The organism is Nocardiopsis sp. iso_186 (assembly GCF_056173365.1).
Genome location: NZ_CM149670.1, coordinates 5,490,021 through 5,507,438 on the forward strand (window position 1 = coordinate 5,490,021; position 17,418 = coordinate 5,507,438).

The window sequence follows — 17,418 nt, forward strand, 5'->3', positions numbered from 1 at the left end:
GCCGAGATCCCCCTCACACCAGCGATTTTGTCAGTGGGCAATCGCAGTCGGGCTGGCCGGAGGTGGCCCCGGCAACTGCCGGGTTCGCTGCCGGGGCCGACATCCCGACTGCTTTACTGGGGATCATGGGCGAACGTTGGCAGGACCGGTTCCGTGCGGCCAGGATCAGTCTCCCGTCTTGGGCTCGGGAGGCACCCGATCGGGCGCTGTTTCGCAGCGATTCCAGCGGGGCCTGGGAAATCTACGCATGGGACCGCGCCAACGGCGATCAACGACAGGTCACCAAGCGCGAGCACGGTACGAGTGCGGCGGTGATCGACCCCACGGGAGAATCGATCTGGTGGTTTGACGACACTGCCGGCGACGAGTTCGGCGTCTGGCGCCGCCAGCCTTTCACCGGTGGCGCCGACGACATCGCCATCCCGGGGCTTTCCCCCTCCTACCAGGGGGGAATCGCTCTGGGGGCTTCCGGGGCGGCCCTGGTGGGACGGTCAACCGACAGCGGCTTCTCGGTGCACCTCGGCGTACCAGGGGCACCACCGGCCGTGCTGTACTCCCACCGCGAAGAAGGCGATCTTGCGGACCTCTCCACCGACGAGTCGCTGTTCGCCATCGCCCACAGCGAGCACGGCGACAGCCGGCACAGTGCGGTACGGGTCCTGCGACTGAACATCGCGACTGCGACGGCGGAGCCCGTGGCCGACCTGTGGGACGGCCCTGGCAAGGACCTCACACCGGTGAAGTTCGCGCCTACCGACCACCGGCTGCTGGTCCTGCACGAGCGACAGGGCACCAGGCAACCGCTGATCTGGGACGCGGAGGCCGGAACCGAGCGCGAACTCGCCCTGGACCTGCCCGGTGAGCTGTCCGCCGGGTGGTACCCCGACGGTCGGGCGCTGCTGGTGTCACAGAAGCACGAAGCCCGCACCACGCTCCACCGCTACGACCTGGACACCGACACGACCACTCTCGTCCCTACTCCCCGCGGCCTGGTGGCGGGTGCGGCCGTGCGCCCTGAGGGCACGGTCGAGTACTCCTGGTCCAGCTCCGAGTCTCCGCCGATGGTCCGCGACTCCTCCGACAGGGTCGTGCTGGCCCCGCCGGGGGCGCCCGCGCCGCCGTCGGTTCCGGTCGTCAACGCCACCGTGGAGGGCCCCGGCGGTCCCGTGCACGCACTGGTCTCCATCCCGGAGAAGGGCGATTCCCCCTATCCGACCGTGTTCACCGTGCACGGGGGCCCGCAATCCCAGGACTTCGACTCCTTCTCCCCCGACGTGGCCGCCTGGGTGGACCACGGCTTCGCGGTAGTGCGTGTGAACTACCGCGGTTCCACCGGATACGGCAGTGCCTGGCGCGACGCCCTGGAGGGACGGGTCGGACTGACCGAGCTGGAAGACATCAAAGCGGTCCGCGACTGGGCGGTGGGGTCGGGGCTGGCCGATCCCCGACGACTGGTCCTGGAGGGCGGCTCCTGGGGCGGCTACCTCACCCTGCTGGGCCTGGGGGTGTACCCCGAGGACTGGTCAACGGGGATCGCGGTGGTCCCGGTGGCCGACTACGAGGCCGCCTACGAGGACGAGATGGAAGGGCTGCGTGCGTTCGACCGCTCGTTGTTCGGCGGTTCCCCCCAAGAGGTCCCCGACCTGTACCGGCAGTCCTCCCCCATCACCTATGCCGAGAACGTGCGGGTCCCCGTACTGATCCTCGCCGGGGAGAACGACCCGCGCTGCCCGATCCGTCAGATCGACAACTACCTCGCCCGGCTGACCGAGCTGGGGCGACCGTTTGAGGTGTACCGGTTCAACGCCGGCCACGGCTCGTTCGTCGTGGAGGAACGCATCCGGCACATGGCGGCGGAGCTGGAGTTCGCGCTGAGAGGCACTGGTACCGGACAGCAGGACCCGGCCACCCCACTCACCTAGTCGTGGCCGGGCAACCGCGCTACCTCTGGCTGGCAGAGGTACTGCGCAGGTCCATCCTGGACGGTCGGCTGGCGCTGGGAGCGCGTGTCCCTTCCCGGGCCCAGCTCTCGCGTAATTTCGCCGTGAGCGAACAAGTGGCACGTAACGCGCTGCGGCTACTGCTCACCGAAGGACTACTGGAAAGCCGTCCGGGCTCCGGATACTACGTGCGCGAACCCCAGCGCGCCTACCGGTTCCCGCGCACCGATCGCTACGCGGGCCACCCGGTGGGCCCATTGGTCGGCGACCTTCCGAACACCCGGAGCGAAGGGGCGGACAGGGCGACACAACACCGACTGGGAGTGCGTCCCGGCGAGCCCCTGTACCGAACCGAGCGCGTGAGCCGTGACGAAGGTGTTCCCGTTGCGCTGCACACCTCCTGGGAACCCGTCATTCTCACGCTCAACACGAGCAGGGCCCCCGGCGAGGCACCGACGGCGAGCGTTCTGGACAGGCTGGCCGCAGCAGGCGTGTTCGTGGACCGCGTGGAGGAGGAGGTCTCGGTGCGCGCCCTTCGCGGCCCCGAGGCCGAAGCGCTCGATCTGCCCCCCGGTCTTCCCGCGCTACTGGTGCAGCGCACCCATTTCAACGGACAGCGCCCGGTGGAGACCTCCGATCTGATCGCCTCGGCGGAGAACTGCCGTCTCATCTACCGGTTGAGCCTGAACCGCCCGCGCACCCCAGGGGTCGGGGCCAGCGGTCCGACTGCACGCTGACCCGGCTCGGACAGGCCCGCGCGCTGGATGAGGCAGAGAACACCGGAGGCCCCCTCCCGCATGACTGACGCAGAAGAGGGCCCGAAGACAGTGCTGTGAGACGGCGGTCAGCCGGAGTCGGGCGGTTGTGCCACCGCACCGAACAAACGGTCACGAGCCGGAAAGGCCCGTGCACCTCCCCCGGACGAGCGCGCGCCCCGCGCTACCTGTTGGAGCCGAAGCACTGGTTGAGCGCATTGAGGCCGAGCCCAACACCGAGCAGGCCGCCCAGGCCGCTGGACTGCTGATCCTGCGCACACTGCGTGACATCCTGATGGTGGTGGTGGTGCCCGCTGCTCACAGCGGAGGCGGCAGGAGCTCCGAACCCCATGAGGGCAGCACCAATGGCACCAACGGCAGCGAGCTTCGCGATTCGACGCATCGAACTCATCCCATCATAAAGAGAAATTACCTGAACAGGCATGACACCAGAGAGTGCCCACCCGGCTACTACTTGTGACACTGCCCAATCATCAGGGCCCCCCAAACGCACAGGACACCCAATCCCCCGCTCCTTTGCCCGAAGAGAGCTCCCCCTTGACCAGACACGGGGACGGCGACCCGCCCCTTACGGGGCAAGTCGCCGCCTACCTGCACTAAAGCCGGTATTTCCCAAGGAATACCGCGTCGCCCGGCAACCGTCGGAGCCACGAACCCGATAATCCGAGTCGAGGAAACGAAGAGAAGTCGAGGCGATGGTGCGGGACAGTTGCCGGCCATGGCCGGGCGGCCGCTCCGCCGCGTCATCCCGGCGGTCACGGACCGGCAAGGCCCGCGCGTTCCACCCGGACGGTCAACGCGTCCCGCGTCACCTCACTAGCGGTTGGAGCCGAAGCACTGGTTGAGCAGGTTGACGCCGGCGCCGAGGCCGATCAGGCCGCCCAGGCCGGTGGACGGCTGGTCCTGCACACACTGCTTGACCGTCTCGTGGTGGTGCCCGCTGCTCACGGCAGAGGCAGCGGGAGCCCCGAACCCCACGAGGGCAGCACCAATGGCACCAACGGCAGCGAGCTTCGCGATTCGACGCATCGAACTCATCCCATCATCAAGAGATAGTGCCTGAACGGGCATGACATCTAAGAGTGCCCACCCGGTTACTGATTGTGACACTGCCCAATCATCGGGGCTCCCCAAACGCACGGGGCATCGAATCCCCGCTCCTTTGCCCAAAGAACACCGTTGCCCCACCAGACACAGAAACGGCGGCCCATCCACAAGGAATGGACCGCCGCCCGATTGCGCAACCCGACCCCCGGTCCGCACTCCCCAGCAATCAGAGACGGGAACGAAGAAGCGGGAAGCGATGCACGGGACGGCGACCAGCCGGCTGGGCGGCTGCTCCCCCGGGGCCCGCGAGCCGGAGAGGCCCGCGAGTCCTACCCGGACGACGCCGCGTCCCGTATCACCGCACTAGTTGTTGTTGTAGGCGTAGCACTGGTTGAGCACGTTGAGGCCGAGCCCCGCGCCGATGAGGCCGCCGAGGCCGGTGGACGGCTGGTCCTGCGTGCACTGCGTGACGTGCTGGTGCTGGTGCCCGAAGCTCGTAGCGGACGCGGCGGAGGCTCCGAATCCCACGAGGGCGGCGCCAATGGCACCAACAGCAGCGAGCTTCGCGATTCGACGCATCAAACCCATCCCATCATGAAGAGGCAGTACTCAAACAGGCATGATTCCTGAAAGCACTTGCCTTGTTACCGATTGTGACAGTTCTCGATTATGGCGGCCACCAAACATCCGGGCAGCAGAATTCCGATTCTTTTACCCGGAGAAAACCATTACCTGACCGAACACAGCAATGGCGGTCCGCCCCTATAGGGACAGACCGCCAGCCACCTGCACCAAATCCGGTATTGCTCGGGGAATACCGCACAATCGGACAAAACCCGAATCCACGATCCCGACAATCCGAAGCGAGGAAACAAGGGCGATCAGAGACGAAATCGCGGATCCGCGCCCGGTCGAAGACAGGCGGCCGTTCTGCCGCGCCGCCCGAGCGACTGCGGACCGGAAAGGCCCGCACATCCCCCCTGAACGACCGACGCGCCCCGCACTACCGCCCTAGTTGTTGTTGTAGGCGTAGCACTGGTTGAGCACGTTGAGGTTGAGCCCGAGTCCGAGCAACAGGCCACCCAGACCGGTGGCCTCCTGCTCGTTCACACACTGCGTGACGTGCTGGTGCTGGTGCCCGTGGCTCGTGGCGGACGCGGCGGGAGCTCCGAACCCCACGAGGGCGGCGCCGATGGCACCAACAGCAACGAGCTTCGCGATTCGACGCATCGAACCCATCCCATCATCAAGAGACAACACCCGATCAGGCGTGATTCCTGAGGGTGCACATTCAACTACTGATTGCGACAGTCCCTAATTATGGTGGTCCGCCAAACGCACGGGACACCGAATCCCCGTTCTTTTACCCGAAAAACACTTCTGCTCGACCAGATGCAGTAACGGCGGCCCGCCCCCTATGGGGCGGACCGCCGCGTACCTGCACCAAAACCGTTATCGAATGACGAATACCGCGTTAGCCGGTGAATTCCCGAGCCACGACCTCGGCGATCTGCGCGGTGTTCAACGCCGCCCCCTTGCGGAGGTTGTCACCGCACAGGAAGAGGTCGAGGGAGTTGGGGTCGTCGATGGAACGACGGATCCGGCCCACCCAGGTGGGGTCGGTGCCCACCACGTCCGCCGGGGTCGGGTACTCCCCGTTGGCCGGGTCGTCCTGGACCTCGACACCGGGCGAGGCGGCAAGGAGCTCGCGGGCAGCCTCGGCGTTGACCTCGGAGGCGAAGGTCGCGTGGACGGTGAGCGAGTGGGTCGTGATGACCGGGACGCGCACGCAGGTGGCCGAGACCTTGAGGTCGGGCAGCCCCAGGATCTTGCGGGACTCGTTGCGGACCTTGAGTTCCTCCGACGACCATCCGTCGTCCTTGAGCGACCCCGCCCACGGCACCACGTTCATTGCCAACGGGGCGGGGAACGGACCGAGCTCGCCCACCGCGGCGCGTACGTCACCGGCGGTGCTTCCCAGCGTGCGGTCGGCCGCGACCTTGGCGATCTGGTCGTGCAGCGTGTCGATGCCCTCCTGCCCGGCACCGGAGGCGGCCTGGTAGGAGGAGACGACGAGATTGGTGAGGCCGTAGGCACGGTGCAGCGCCCCCAAGGCCACGATCATCGACAACGTGGTGCAGTTGGGGTTGCTGATGATGCCACGCGGACGGTTGCGCACCTGGTCGGCGTTGACCTCGGGAACTACGAGGGGAACGTCGTCGTCCATTCGGAACGCGCCGGAGTTGTCCACGGCGACCGCACCGCGGGCGGCCGCGATCGGTGCCCACTCCTTGGAGACCTCGTCGGGCACGTCGAACATGGCGACGTCCACGCCGTCGAAGACCTCGGGGGCCAGTGCCTGAACCTCGACCTCCTCGCCCCGCACGGTGAGCTTGCGGCCCGCGGAACGGGCCGAGGCGATCAGTCGGATCTCGCCCCAGACGTTCTCCCGCTCGGAGAGGATGCCCAGCATGACGGTGCCCACGGCACCGGTGGCACCGACGACGGCGAGGGTGGGAAGACGGTTGCTCATCGGCCGGTACCTCCGTAAACGACAGCCTCTACCTGGTCGGCGTCCAACTGGAACTCGGTGTGCGCGGCCGCGACGCCGGCGTCCACGTCGTCCTGGTTGACGATGACCGAGATCCGGATCTCCGAGGTGGAGATCATGTCGATGTTCGTCCCCGTCCGGGCGATGGAGTCGAAGAACCGCGCGGTGACACCCGGGTAGGACCGCATCCCGGCTCCGACCAGGGAGATCTTGCCGATCTGGTCGTCATAGCGCAGCGACTCGAAGCCGACCTTCTCCTGGATCTTCTTCAACGCCGTCAGCGCGGTCTGCCCGGCGTCGGCCGGCAGGGTGAAGGAGATGTCGGTGCGCGAGGTGGAGGCCGCCGACACGTTCTGCACGATCATGTCGATGTTGATCTCGGCCTCTGCGAGCACCTTGAAGATCGCGGCGGCCTCGCCCACACGGTCGGGGACGCCCACGACCGTGATCTTGGCTTCGCTGCGATCGTGCGCGACGCCGGAGATGATCGGTTGTTCCATGCCTTCGGTTTCCTCAACTTCCGAGACGACCCAGGTACCGGGGTTCTGGCTGAAGGATGAGCGGACGTGCAACGGAATGCCGTACCGGCGGGCGTACTCGACGCAGCGCAGGTGCAGGATCTTCGTACCGCAGGCGGCCATCTCCAGCATCTCCTCGTAGGAGATCTTGGGAATGCGCTTGGCGGTCGGCACGATACGGGGGTCTGCGGTGAAGACGCCGTCCACGTCGCTGTAGATCTCGCAAGCGTCGGCGTTGAGCGCGGCGGCCAGCGCGACGGCAGTGGTGTCGGAGCCGCCCCGGCCCAGCGTGGTGATGTCCTTGCTGTCCTGGGACACGCCCTGGAAGCCGGCGACGATGCAGATGGCACCCTCGTCGATGGCTTCCTGGATCCGTCCTGGTGTGACGTCGATGATCTTGGCGTTGCCGTGCAGGGACGTCGTGATGACACCGGCCTGCGAACCGGTGAAGGAACGGGCCTCGTAACCGAGGTTGCCGATGGCCATGGCGACCAGCGCCATGGACATGCGCTCACCGGCGGTCAGCAGCATGTCGAGCTCGCGGCCGGGCGGCAGCGGCGTGACCTGTTCGGCGAGGTCGAGAAGTTCGTCGGTTGTGTCGCCCATGGCGGAGACCACGACGACCACGTCGTAGCCCGCCTTTTTCTGAGCGACGATCCGCTGAGCCACTCGCTTGATAGCTTCCGCGTCAGCCACGGAAGATCCACCGTACTTCTGCACGATTAGAGCCACGGTCGGCGCTCCTGGGGAGTTGAGTTCAAAGTAACCAGCCAGCAAGTCTAGCGATCGGGTTTCTCGGGGACCCGCCCCACCTGGGCGAAGCCATCGAGGCGAGGGCTTACCCACAAGACGGACGAATACGCACGAACCAGGCGAATACGCTCAGTACTCGATGGTTTTCGCTGGTTCGCGCCACAGGAACTCTGGGGCGAGGGGGCTGGGAAGTCCGTCTAGAAGTCGAGTGCGCGGCGGCCCTCGAAGGCCCGTCCCAGGGTGACCTCGTCGGCGTACTCAAGGTCGCCGCCCACGGGAAGGCCACTGGCCAGCCGGGTGACTTTCAGCCCCATGGGTTTGAGCAGGCGCGCCAGGTACGTGGCGGTCGCCTCGCCCTCCAGGTTGGGGTCGGTGGCCAGGATCAGCTCGGTGATCTGGCCGTCGGAGAGGCGCGTCATCAGTTCTCTGATGCGCAGGTCGTCGGGCCCCACACCCTCGATGGGGCTGATGGCCCCGCCCAGCACGTGGTAGCGACCACGGAACTCGCGCGTGCGCTCGATGGCCACGACGTCCTTGGACTCCTCGACGACGCAGATGACCGCTGCGTCGCGACGGGGGTCCCGGCAGATCCGGCATTCGCTCTGTTCGGCGACATTGCCGCACACCGAGCAGAACCGAACCCGCTCCTTGACCTCCACTAGTGCGCCGACCAGCCGCTTGACGTCGGCGGTCTCGGCGGAGAGCAGGTGGAAAGCGATACGTTGGGCGCTCTTCGGACCGACACCGGGCAGTCGCCCGAGCTCGTCGATCAGATTCTGAACCGCGCCTTCGTACATCGTCCGCCTGTTCGTGGAGTAGTGGCACCTACCAAGGTAGTGGAGCCGCACACCACCCGCGACTCCACCCCGCCGCGGTCGGTCGGCCGATCCCGCCCCCCGGAAGGGAGTTGCTCCCGAACACAGCGCTCACAGCGCTCGACAGAGCCGGGACCGGCCGACCGCCCGACTAGAAGCCCGGCAGTCCGGGCATACCGCCGTCGCCCATGCCCTCCGCCAACGGTCCCATCTTCTGCTGCTGCAACTCCTCGACGACGCGCTCTGCGTCGCGGATTGCGGCAAGCACCAGGTCAGCGATGGTCTGCGCGGTCTCGGAGGCGTCGTCGGGGTCCACCGCCTTGGGGTCGATCCTGATGTCCTCGACCTGGCCCCGCCCACTCACGGTCACCGTCACCAGGCCGCCACCGGAGGTCCCCTCGACCTTGGCCTCGTCCAGTTCCTGCTGCGCGGCCATCAGCTGCTGCTGCATCTGCTGGGCCTGCTGCAGGATCGCCTGCATGTCCATTCCGCCGCCAGGGTTCACTGCTTCGCTCCTTGCCTGCGATGTACGTGCTTGCGAGCGTATCCGCTCGATCACGCGCCACGCCCCGGCGAGTATTCGCAGCGGCCCGCACCGGCCAAAACAGCGAAGCGGCACAGCACCGTGCCACCCGGCCCGGGCCGGGTGGCGACGACGCCGTCAGTACTGGATCGCGTCCGGGCCGAGAATGCTCTTGAGCTCACCGAACAGTGCCGGGCCGACCCTGACCGGGTAGTCGGGCAGCGCGAAGATCCGGGATTTGAGCGGGTTGTCCGCCCGGATGTGCACCGGTGTCTCCCCCCGCTGCGCCCGCAGCGCCTGGCGCAGCTCCACCACGAGGTCGTTGGTGATGCGGTTCTCCTGGAGGCGCAACGTCACGGGGGCCTCGCCGTCGATCGCCCCCGAGATGTCCAGAATGGACATGTCCGAGACGAACAGCGAGTACGCGCCGTCGCGGTCGTTGACCCGACCCTTGACGGTGACGGCGGTGTCCTCGACGAGGGCGTCGATGTAGAGCGGGTAGGTCTTGGGGAAGAACAGGACCTCGACCGCCGCGTCCAGGTCCTCGACCGTGGCGATGGCCCACTGGTTTCCGGCCTTGTTGACGCGCTTCTCCACTTTGGAGATCAACCCGGCCACACGGACCTCGTCGTTGCCGCGGCGCTCACCGTTGACGACCTCCAGGATCGAGGCGTCGCGCGAACGGGCCAGGATGCGCTCCGTGCCCGCCAAGGGGTGACTGGACACGTACAGGCCCAGCATCTCCCGCTCGAAGGCGAGCTTGGTCTTGCGGTCCCACTCCTCCTCGCGCCAGTTGATGTCCAGACCGATGGGCGCCGAGGAGGAGTCGCCGTCGTCGTCCCCCCCACCGAACAGGTCGAATTGGCCGTTGGCCTCCTGCTTCTTCGCACCGATCATGGCGTCCACCGCCATTTCGTGATGGCGGTAGAGGTCCAGGCGCGGTTGCCCCAAAGAGTCGAACCCTCCGGCCTTGACCAGCGACTCGATGACGCGCTTGTTGCAGGCGGTGACCTCGATCTTGGACAGGAAATCGACGAAGGACGCGAACTTGCCCTTCTCCTCACGGGTCTTGACCACCGAGGCCACGACGTTGGCGCCCACGTTGCGCACCGCCCCCATGCCGAAGCGGACGTCCTTGCCGACCGCTGTGAAGCGCAGACCGGACTCGTTGACGTCGGGCGGCATGACCTTGATGCCCATCTTGCGGCACTCGGCCAGGTAGACGGCCATCTTGTCCTTGTCGTCGCCCACCGAGGTGAGCAGCGCGGCCATGTAGGACGCCGGGTGGTTGGCCTTGAGGTAGGCGGTCCAGTAGGAGACGACACCGTAGGCGGCGGAGTGCGACTTGTTGAAGGCGTAGCCGGAGAACGGGAGCATGACGTCCCACAGGGCCTGCATGGCCTCCTCGGAGAACCCCTTCTCCAACATGCCGGCTTTGAAGGTGACGTACTCCTTTTCCAGCGCCTCCTTCTTCTTCTTGCCCATCGCGCGACGCATCAGGTCCGCGCCACCCAGCGTGTAGCCGGCGAGCTGCTGCGCGATCGCCATGATCTGCTCCTGGTACACGAGCAGGTGATACGTCTCGGACAGGATCGGGTCCAGGGCCTCCTTGAGGTCCGGGTGGATCGCCGTGACCTCCTGGCGGCCGTTGGAGCGGTCGGCGTAGTCGTTGTGGGCGTTGGCCGCCATCGGACCGGGCCGGTACAGGGCGCTCACCGCGGAGATGTCACTGAAGTACTTGGGCTGCATGCGCTTGAGCAGGGCGCGCATCGGGCCGCCGTCGAACTGGAAGACGCCCAAGGTGTCACCGCGACTGAGCAGCTCGTACGTGGCTTTGTCGTCCAGTGGCAGGCTGGGGAGGTCGAGGTCGATGCCCTCGTTGGCTTTCACGTTCTGGACCGCGTCGTCCATGATCGTGAGGTTGCGCAGCCCCAGGAAGTCCATCTTCAGCAGACCCATGTCCTCGCATTGAGGGTAGGGAAAACCGGTGATGATGGCGCCGTCGGAGTCGCGCTTGTGGATGGGGATGACGTCGAGCAGCGGCTCGGCGGAGAGGATGACCCCGGCCGCGTGCACGCCCGTGCCACGGGTCAGGCCCTCGATACCGCTGGCCGTCTCGTAGATCTTGCGGACGTCGGGCTCGGAGTCGATCATCTGACGCAGCTCGCCGGCCTCGTGGTGCCGGGAGTCGTTCTCGTCGTAGACCGCCGAAAGCGAGATCTCCTTGCCCATCACGGCGGGCGGGAACGCCTTGGTGACCTTGTCGCCCAACGCGTAAGGGAACCCGAGGATGCGGTTGGCGTCCTTGATGGCCGCCTTCGCCTTGATGGTGCCGAAGGTGAGGATCTGGGCGACGCGCTCGTCACCGTAGAGCTCGGTGACGTAGCGGATCATGTCACCGCGCTTGCGCTCGTCGAAGTCCAGGTTGACATCGGGCATGCTGACGCGCTCGGGATTGAGGAACCGCTCGAACAGCAGCCCGTAAGGGATCGGGTTGAGGTCGGTGATCCCCAGGAGGTAGGCGATCATCGATCCCGCGGCCGACCCCCGGCCGGGACCGAGCGCGATCTTGCTGCGGCGCGCGTACTGGCAGATGTCGGCGACCACGAGGAAGTAGGCGGGAAAGCCCATCTCCTCGATGATGGTCAACTCGTACTCGATGCGGTCCCGGGTCTCCTGGTCGGCCCCGTCGGGGAAGCGGCTGGGCAGGCAGCGCTCGACCTCCTTGCGCAACCAGCTCGACTGCGTCTCGCCCTCGGGCACCGGGAAGCGCGGCATCAGGTCGCGGTGCTTGAAGACGGCGTCGTAGGCGCCCTCCTCGACCTGCTCCGCGACCCACAGGGTGTTCTTGCAGCCCTCGGCCCACTCGTCGAAGGAGTTGATGCCGCGCATCTCATCGGCGCTCTTGAGGAAGTAGCCCGAGCCGTTGAACCGGAACCGCGTGGGGTCGTCGAGGTTCTTGCCCACGCCCACCGCCAGGAGCGCGTCGTGCGCGGCCGCCTGGTCCTCGGTGACGTAGTGGGAGTCGTTGGTGACCACGGGCCGGATCCCGAGTTCCTTGCCGAGTTTGAGCAGTCCGTTGCGGATGTCGCGCTCGATGCCGAGGTCGTGGTCCATCAGTTCCATGAGCACGTTCTCGCGCCCGAAGATGTCCTGCAGGGACGAGGCGTACTCCATCGCCTCGCGCTCCTGGCCCAGGCGCAGCCGGGTCTGCACCCCCCCGGAGGGGCAGCCCGTGGTGACCGTGATGCCTTCGCTGTACTGCGCCATCAGTTCGAGGTCCATGCGGGGCTTCATGTAGTAGCCCTCGATGGAGGCCAGCGACGACATCCGGAACAGGTTGCGCAGCCCCTGGGCGTTGCGTGCGGTCATCGTCAGGTGCAGGTAGCGGCCGCCACCCGAGATGTCCTTGCCCCCTTCCGCGGCGGAATCGTCCCCTCCGCCGCGCCCCCAGCGAACCCGTTGCTTGTGGAACCGCGACTCGGGCGCGACGTAGGCCTCGATACCGATGATCGGCTTCACCCCGGAGCCCTTGGACTGGCTCCAGAACTCATAGGCCCCGAACATGTTGCCGTGGTCGGTCATGGCGACGGCGGGCATCCCCAGCCGAGCGGCCTCAGCGAACAGCGGCTTCAGCTTCGCGGCCCCGTCCAACATCGAATACTCGGTGTGAACGTGCAGGTGAACGAAGGGATCGGTCGTCACGGCGCGGGTACCCCAAATGCGGCTCGATGAACGGGTGATGACTTCTGAGACTAGCCCTATCGCGGAGGCTCCCCCGCTCAACCCGAGGTGTTCGGTAAGCCGAATGCGGACCGCTCAGCCGCCCCTTCCAGCACCGGGGAACGAGCGAAGAACCGCGCTTCCCCGCCCTTCCGGCGGGCCGCAACGGCGAGTGGCGCCACGATGGGCAGGGCGATTCGCCGACTCGGCGCCAAAGCGCCGAATCGACATGTCGCGTGCGTCACTCGACGGTGCTCCGGGCGCGACAGGTCAGGCCGTGTGGTCGATCTCCTCGATGAGCTTGCCGTTGAGCTCGGACTCGATCAGCAGCGAACCTTTGAAGGAATCCTCGTCGAGGTCGTTCTCGGCGGCGTCCTCCGGGCCGGGAGGGGTGTCGTCCACCGGAGCCGGCTGCGCGGAGGGGCGAACGGGCTCGGGCTTCTCCGGGCGCACGGGTGCGGGTGCGGACGGGGCCGCGGAGTCCCAGGCGTCCGGGGGCGGGGGGTCCTGCAACGGCGGACGGTCGTCCCAGGGCGGGGGCGGTGCCGCCGGCGTCTCCCAGCCCGAGGGCTCGGGAGCCTGCTGCTGCTGGGGCGGCGGAGTCTGACGCTGCGGCTTGGGCGCGGGGGCCGGTCCCGCGCCGGAAGCCGTGGCGGCCACGCGCATCTCCACCCGCAGCACGTCCTGGATCGCGCCGGCGACCACCTGGTCGCTGCCGCTGTTGGAGAAGCCCTTTGCGTCGTTTGGGCGGGCGAAACCAAGCTGGACAGCGTTGCCCTCCACCCCGACGACCTGCACCTCGTTGCCACCGGTGAGGATCATCCAGGTGAACCGGCGGCGGCGCTTGACCGCCTCCAGGATCTGGGGCCACGCCCCCTGCAGGGTCGCGACGTCGGGCAGTCCGCCCGCGGGGCGTCCCTGCGCAGGGGTGGCCGACTGTTGCGGGTCCTGCTGCGGCTGAGGGGCGGGGGCACGCGACGCGGGCGTCCCCCAGTCGTCGGCGGGGGCCTGGCGCGGCTCCTGGCGAACCGGGGGCTCGGGCGGGGCAGGATCAGCCGGGCGCTGGGGAGCCTGCTCGACAGGAGAGGCCGCAGGCTGAGGAGCCGGCGGCTGGACGGCAGGGGGCGGCGGGGCCTGGTGTACCGGGACGGCCTGGTGCGGTGGCGCCACCGCACCCTGGGCGACACGGCGCTCCAACTGCTCGACGCGGGCCGCCATGGCGACCTCGTCGCCCGCCGGAGCCGCGCCCGGCAGCAGGATGCGCGCGCACAGCAGCTCCAGCAGCAGCCGGGGGGAGGTGGCTCCGCGCATCTCGGTGAGGCCGGTGTTGAGGATGTCGGTGGCCCGGGTCAACTCCGCCGGGCCGATCCTGGACGCCTGGTCGCGCATCTGCTCGACCGCGTCGGGTGGCACGTTGATCAGGCCCTTGTCCAGGGCGTCGGGCACCGCGGCGAGAACCACGAGGTCGCGGGCGCGTTCCAGGAGGTCGGCGGTGAAGCGTCGGGGGTCGTGGCCCCCCTCCACCATGCGGTCGATCAGGCCGAAGGCGGCCGCACCGTCGCGGGCGCCGAACGCCTCGACCATCTCGCCGAGCAGGCCGGAGTCGGTGTAGCCGAGCAGCTGCACCGCGCCCTCGCGGGTGATGCCCTTGTCGTCGGATCCGGCGAGCAGTTGGTCGAGGATGGACAGCGAGTCCCGAGCCGACCCCGCACCGGCCCGCACCACCAGCGGCAGGGCGGCGGGATCGAAGGCCACCCCCTCGTCGGCGAGGATCTGCTCCATGAGCTCGCGCAGCGTGCTCGGCGGGATCAGCCGGAACGGGTAGTGGTGGGTGCGCGAGCGGATCGTGCCGATGACCTTCTCGGGCTCGGTCGTGGCGAACACGAACTTCAGGTGCGGCGGGGGCTCCTCGACGAGTTTGAGCAGCGCGTTGAAGCCCTCGCGGGTCACCATGTGCGCCTCGTCGATGATGTACACCTTGTAGCGCGAGTTCACCGGGGCGAAGAAGGCGCGCTCCCGGAGGTCGCGGGCGTCGTCCACACCGCCGTGCGAGGCCGCGTCGATCTCGATGACGTCGATACTGCCGCCGCCGTCCGGGGCCAGCGCCACGCAGGAGTCGCAGGTGCCGCAGGGATCGGGCGTGGGTCCCTGCTCGCAGTTGAGGGAGCGGGCGAGGATGCGGGCGCTGGAGGTCTTTCCGCAGCCGCGCGGACCGCTGAAGAGGTAGGCGTGGTTGATCCGGCCGTTGCGAAGGGCCTGGCGCAGTGGATCGGTGACGTGCTCCTGGCCGCGCACCTCGGCGAAGGTCGCGGGGCGGTACTTGCGATACAGAGCGATGCTCACGGCGCGCTCACTGCTCCCTCCGCGGACCGGCGCTGCGCGGTCACAGGGCCGTCGGTGGCGTCCACGCCACCCATTCAACCCCGTCCCGGTGACAGGGCGGGCCGACTTCGCGGAGCCCGTCCGCCTGAACCGGTCGTGGACGCGGGCCTTGGGGCGCAGCAGCCCCGTAAAAGACAAAGGACCCCCCGCGCACCCGCCAGAGCTTACTTATCCTTGCTGCCTTCCGGCCCTGGGGAGGTTCATAAGGTGACGCCGCACGAGGGGTCTGCTCCGCAGTCTATAGGGTTCTCGGCTTCCCCGCGCCACAGCGGCCCCCATTCGGATCCGCGACGGATCTCCGTTCGGACCACCACCCCGTTCCATGTACAGTTGTCCGTGGAGGATTCGCCTAGAGGCCTATGGCGCACGCTTGGAAAGCGTGTTGGGGGCAACCCCTCACGAGTTCGAATCTCGTATCCTCCGCCAGTGCCTCACCGGGCACGACGTCGAAGGGCCCCACCGCTTGCGGTGGGGCCCTTCGGTGTTGGTGGTCCCAGTTCGTCTCAGGCGATCGTTCCGAGGCCGGAGTCCTCTTCCTCGGCCGGGAGGCCCCCGACCGCTCCCCATCCCGGGCTTCTCAGTGGCGCCGGAGCAGAACGGCAACGGGGCCGGACACCCCGGACCACGCCCCGAGCTGCCCCGAACAGAACACCGCGGATCGTCGGAAAAGGCGTCAACACGACGACATGCCGACGTGTCAACAGCCGTGATCGTGCGACCACCCGGAGTTACTATGCCGTCCAGGGCCACGGCCCGCCCGCACCGGTGCGCGCTTGCCGGTCCACCACGACGGCAGGGAGTCGGCACCCAAGTGACGGTTCGCACGCACTGGCTCTTCGGCGACCAGCTCGGCCCCCACTTCCTGGCCCCCGAAGGAGACGGCCCCGACGCCGACGCCCCCGTCGTCATGATCGAGGCCCTGTCCGTCCTGGGCCGTCAACGGTTCCATCGGGCCAAGGCGCACCTCGTCCTCTCCGCGATGAGGCACCGGGCGGCCGAACTCGGCGACCGGGTCAGCTACGTCCGGTCGGGGACGTACCGCGAGGGTCTGGCCGAGGCGGTGGGCACGACGCCGGTGACGGTCTGCCATCCGACGTCCCGACGCGCGCTGGGACTGGTCGAATCGCTGCCCGGGGTCGAGGTGCTCCCCGCGAAGGGCTTCCTCGTATCGCACTCGGCCTTCGACGCGTGGACGGCGGGGCATTCTGCTGGGCGTCGCACCAGACTGGAGGACTTCTACCGCTGGGTGCGCGGCGAACACGACATCCTCATGGAGGGCGACCGGCCGGCCGGCGGGCGGTGGAACCTCGACCACGACAACCGCGAGCCCCCTCCCCGCGGCGGGAAAGGACTCGACCTCCCCGATCCGTGGCGGCCCGTCGAGGACGAGATCGACGCACAGGTGCGCGGCGACCTCGACCGTTGGGAACGTGACGGCGTGGTGTCCTTCGTCGGCCGCGACGGTCCGAGGCGGTTCCCCGCCACACGCCGGGAGGCGCTGGCGGCGCTTCGACACTTCCTCTCCCACCGCCTGCCCGGTTTCGGCCCCTACGAGGACGCGATGCTCGCCGCCGATCCCGTGCTGAGCCACAGCCGGCTCTCCGCTCCGCTCAACCTGGGGCTGCTCGCCCCGTCCGAGTGCGTGGACCGCGCGGAACAGGCGTGGCTGGACGGTGCGGCACCTCTGAACAGCGTGGAGGGCTTCATCCGGCAGGTCGCCGGTTGGCGGGAGTACGTCTGGCACCTCTACTGGCGTTTCGGGGAGGACTACCGGAGCCGCAACGCCCTGCACCACCGTGCCCCGCTGCCCGACTGGTTCGCCGAACTGGACGCGGAGTCGGTGGATGCCCGCTGCCTGTCCACGACCCTGGCGCAGGTACGCGACACCGGATGGGCCCACCACATCCCCCGGCTGATGGTCCTCGGGAGCCGTGCCCTGCAGGACGGCTGGGACCCGGCCGCGGTGACCGACTGGTTCCACCGTTGTTTCGTCAACGGCTACGACTGGGTGATGCTCCCCAACGTCATCGGCATGTCGCAGTACGCGGACGGCGGTCTCATGACCACCAAGCCTTACACGTCCGGAGGCGCCTACATCAACCGGATGAGCGACCTGTGCGGACCGTGCGTCTACCGGCCCTCCGAACGCGTCGGCGAGCAGGCGTGCCCCTACACGGCCGGGTACTGGTCCTTCCTGCACAGGCACCGCGACGTCCTCTCCTCGAACCACCGGATGGCCCGCGCCGTCAAAGGGCTCGACCGGTTGAACGACCTCCCCGAACTGCTGGAGGAGACCGCCGAGCGCGGTGCCGCGCCGCCGTGACGGGCGGCCGTCCCCGCAATGGACGGGGGAAGTAGGAGGAGTGCGTCCGCACCTGGCCCGCGGGAAG

The 17,418-nt window shown here is 67.9% G+C and carries 13 protein-coding genes, 1 tRNA gene and 1 other RNA gene; 4 read left to right on the forward strand and 11 right to left on the reverse strand.

Annotation, left to right across the window (positions count from 1 at the left end):
• Positions 1-125 precede the first annotated feature (125 nt).
• Positions 126-1,922, forward strand: coding sequence for a S9 family peptidase (locus AC0VYP_RS24015; RefSeq protein ID WP_475471966.1), 1,797 nt, complete (start codon positions 126-128; stop codon positions 1,920-1,922).
• A 2-nt stretch (positions 1,923-1,924) separates the two neighbouring features.
• Positions 1,925-2,677, forward strand: coding sequence for a GntR family transcriptional regulator (locus AC0VYP_RS24020; RefSeq protein WP_475471967.1), 753 nt, complete (start codon positions 1,925-1,927; stop codon positions 2,675-2,677).
• 202 nt (positions 2,678-2,879) lie between these two features.
• On the opposite strand, the gene AC0VYP_RS24025 is transcribed toward AC0VYP_RS24020, so the two are convergent.
• The 11 genes from AC0VYP_RS24025 to ffs all read right to left on the reverse strand — a co-directional run bounded on the left by AC0VYP_RS24025 (position 2,880) and on the right by ffs (position 15,258).
• Complete coding sequence (locus AC0VYP_RS24025; RefSeq protein WP_285758020.1) at positions 2,880-3,098, reverse strand: hypothetical protein; 219 nt, start codon at positions 3,096-3,098, stop codon at positions 2,880-2,882.
• 434 nt (positions 3,099-3,532) lie between these two features.
• Positions 3,533-3,745: a hypothetical protein gene (locus AC0VYP_RS24030; RefSeq protein WP_285758019.1), complete on the reverse strand. Its 213-nt coding sequence runs from the start codon at positions 3,743-3,745 to the stop codon at positions 3,533-3,535.
• Positions 3,746-4,126: 381 nt separating this feature from the next.
• Positions 4,127-4,342: a hypothetical protein gene (locus AC0VYP_RS24035; protein WP_285758018.1), complete on the reverse strand. Its 216-nt coding sequence runs from the start codon at positions 4,340-4,342 to the stop codon at positions 4,127-4,129.
• 432 nt (positions 4,343-4,774) lie between these two features.
• Complete coding sequence (locus AC0VYP_RS24040) at positions 4,775-4,993, reverse strand: hypothetical protein (RefSeq protein ID WP_285758017.1); 219 nt, start codon at positions 4,991-4,993, stop codon at positions 4,775-4,777.
• A 244-nt stretch (positions 4,994-5,237) separates the two neighbouring features.
• Positions 5,238-6,296 (reverse strand): aspartate-semialdehyde dehydrogenase, encoded by a 1,059-nt coding sequence (locus AC0VYP_RS24045; RefSeq protein WP_475471968.1) that lies wholly within the window; start codon positions 6,294-6,296, stop codon positions 5,238-5,240.
• The gene (locus AC0VYP_RS24050) at positions 6,293-7,564 is read right to left on the reverse strand and encodes an aspartate kinase (protein ID WP_349497186.1); all 1,272 of its coding nucleotides are present in this window, start codon (positions 7,562-7,564) and stop codon (positions 6,293-6,295) included. Before AC0VYP_RS24050 ends, AC0VYP_RS24045 begins: the two co-directional genes overlap by 4 nt.
• Before the next feature lie 218 nt (positions 7,565-7,782).
• Positions 7,783-8,382, reverse strand: coding sequence for a recombination mediator RecR (gene recR, locus AC0VYP_RS24055; RefSeq protein ID WP_285758015.1), 600 nt, complete (start codon positions 8,380-8,382; stop codon positions 7,783-7,785).
• Positions 8,383-8,551: 169 nt separating this feature from the next.
• Positions 8,552-8,887, reverse strand: coding sequence for a YbaB/EbfC family nucleoid-associated protein (locus AC0VYP_RS24060; protein WP_285758746.1), 336 nt, complete (start codon positions 8,885-8,887; stop codon positions 8,552-8,554).
• A 174-nt stretch (positions 8,888-9,061) separates the two neighbouring features.
• The gene (gene dnaE / locus AC0VYP_RS24065; RefSeq protein ID WP_475471969.1) at positions 9,062-12,628 is read right to left on the reverse strand and encodes a DNA polymerase III subunit alpha; all 3,567 of its coding nucleotides are present in this window, start codon (positions 12,626-12,628) and stop codon (positions 9,062-9,064) included.
• A 288-nt stretch (positions 12,629-12,916) separates the two neighbouring features.
• The gene (locus tag AC0VYP_RS24070; protein WP_475471970.1) at positions 12,917-14,989 is read right to left on the reverse strand and encodes a DNA polymerase III subunit gamma and tau; all 2,073 of its coding nucleotides are present in this window, start codon (positions 14,987-14,989) and stop codon (positions 12,917-12,919) included.
• Positions 14,990-15,162: 173 nt separating this feature from the next.
• An RNA gene (gene ffs, locus AC0VYP_RS24075) (signal recognition particle sRNA small type) lies at positions 15,163-15,258 on the reverse strand.
• A gap of 108 nt (positions 15,259-15,366) precedes the next feature.
• Between ffs and AC0VYP_RS24080 the strand changes: the two genes are divergently transcribed.
• Positions 15,367-15,454 (forward strand) — tRNA-Ser (locus AC0VYP_RS24080).
• A gap of 385 nt (positions 15,455-15,839) precedes the next feature.
• Positions 15,840-17,351, forward strand: coding sequence for a cryptochrome/photolyase family protein (locus tag AC0VYP_RS24085; protein ID WP_475471971.1), 1,512 nt, complete (start codon positions 15,840-15,842; stop codon positions 17,349-17,351).
• The last annotated feature ends 67 nt before the right edge of the window (positions 17,352-17,418 follow it).

Excerpts from the sequence above, each read along its gene's own strand:
- AC0VYP_RS24015 (WP_475471966.1), top strand. The coding sequence starts at position 126 with ATGGGCGAACGTTGGCAGGACCGGTTCCGTGCGGCCAGGATCAGTCTC.
- AC0VYP_RS24025 (WP_285758020.1), bottom strand. The coding sequence starts at position 3,098 with ATGCGTCGAATCGCGAAGCTCGCTGCCGTTGGTGCCATTGGTGCTGCC.
- AC0VYP_RS24030 (WP_285758019.1), bottom strand. The coding sequence starts at position 3,745 with ATGCGTCGAATCGCGAAGCTCGCTGCCGTTGGTGCCATTGGTGCTGCC.
- AC0VYP_RS24035 (WP_285758018.1), bottom strand. The coding sequence starts at position 4,342 with ATGCGTCGAATCGCGAAGCTCGCTGCTGTTGGTGCCATTGGCGCCGCC.
- AC0VYP_RS24040 (WP_285758017.1), bottom strand. The coding sequence starts at position 4,993 with ATGCGTCGAATCGCGAAGCTCGTTGCTGTTGGTGCCATCGGCGCCGCC.
- AC0VYP_RS24045 (WP_475471968.1), bottom strand. The coding sequence starts at position 6,296 with ATGAGCAACCGTCTTCCCACCCTCGCCGTCGTCGGTGCCACCGGTGCC.
- recR (WP_285758015.1), bottom strand. The coding sequence starts at position 8,382 with ATGTACGAAGGCGCGGTTCAGAATCTGATCGACGAGCTCGGGCGACTG.
- AC0VYP_RS24060 (WP_285758746.1), bottom strand. The coding sequence starts at position 8,887 with ATGGACATGCAGGCGATCCTGCAGCAGGCCCAGCAGATGCAGCAGCAG.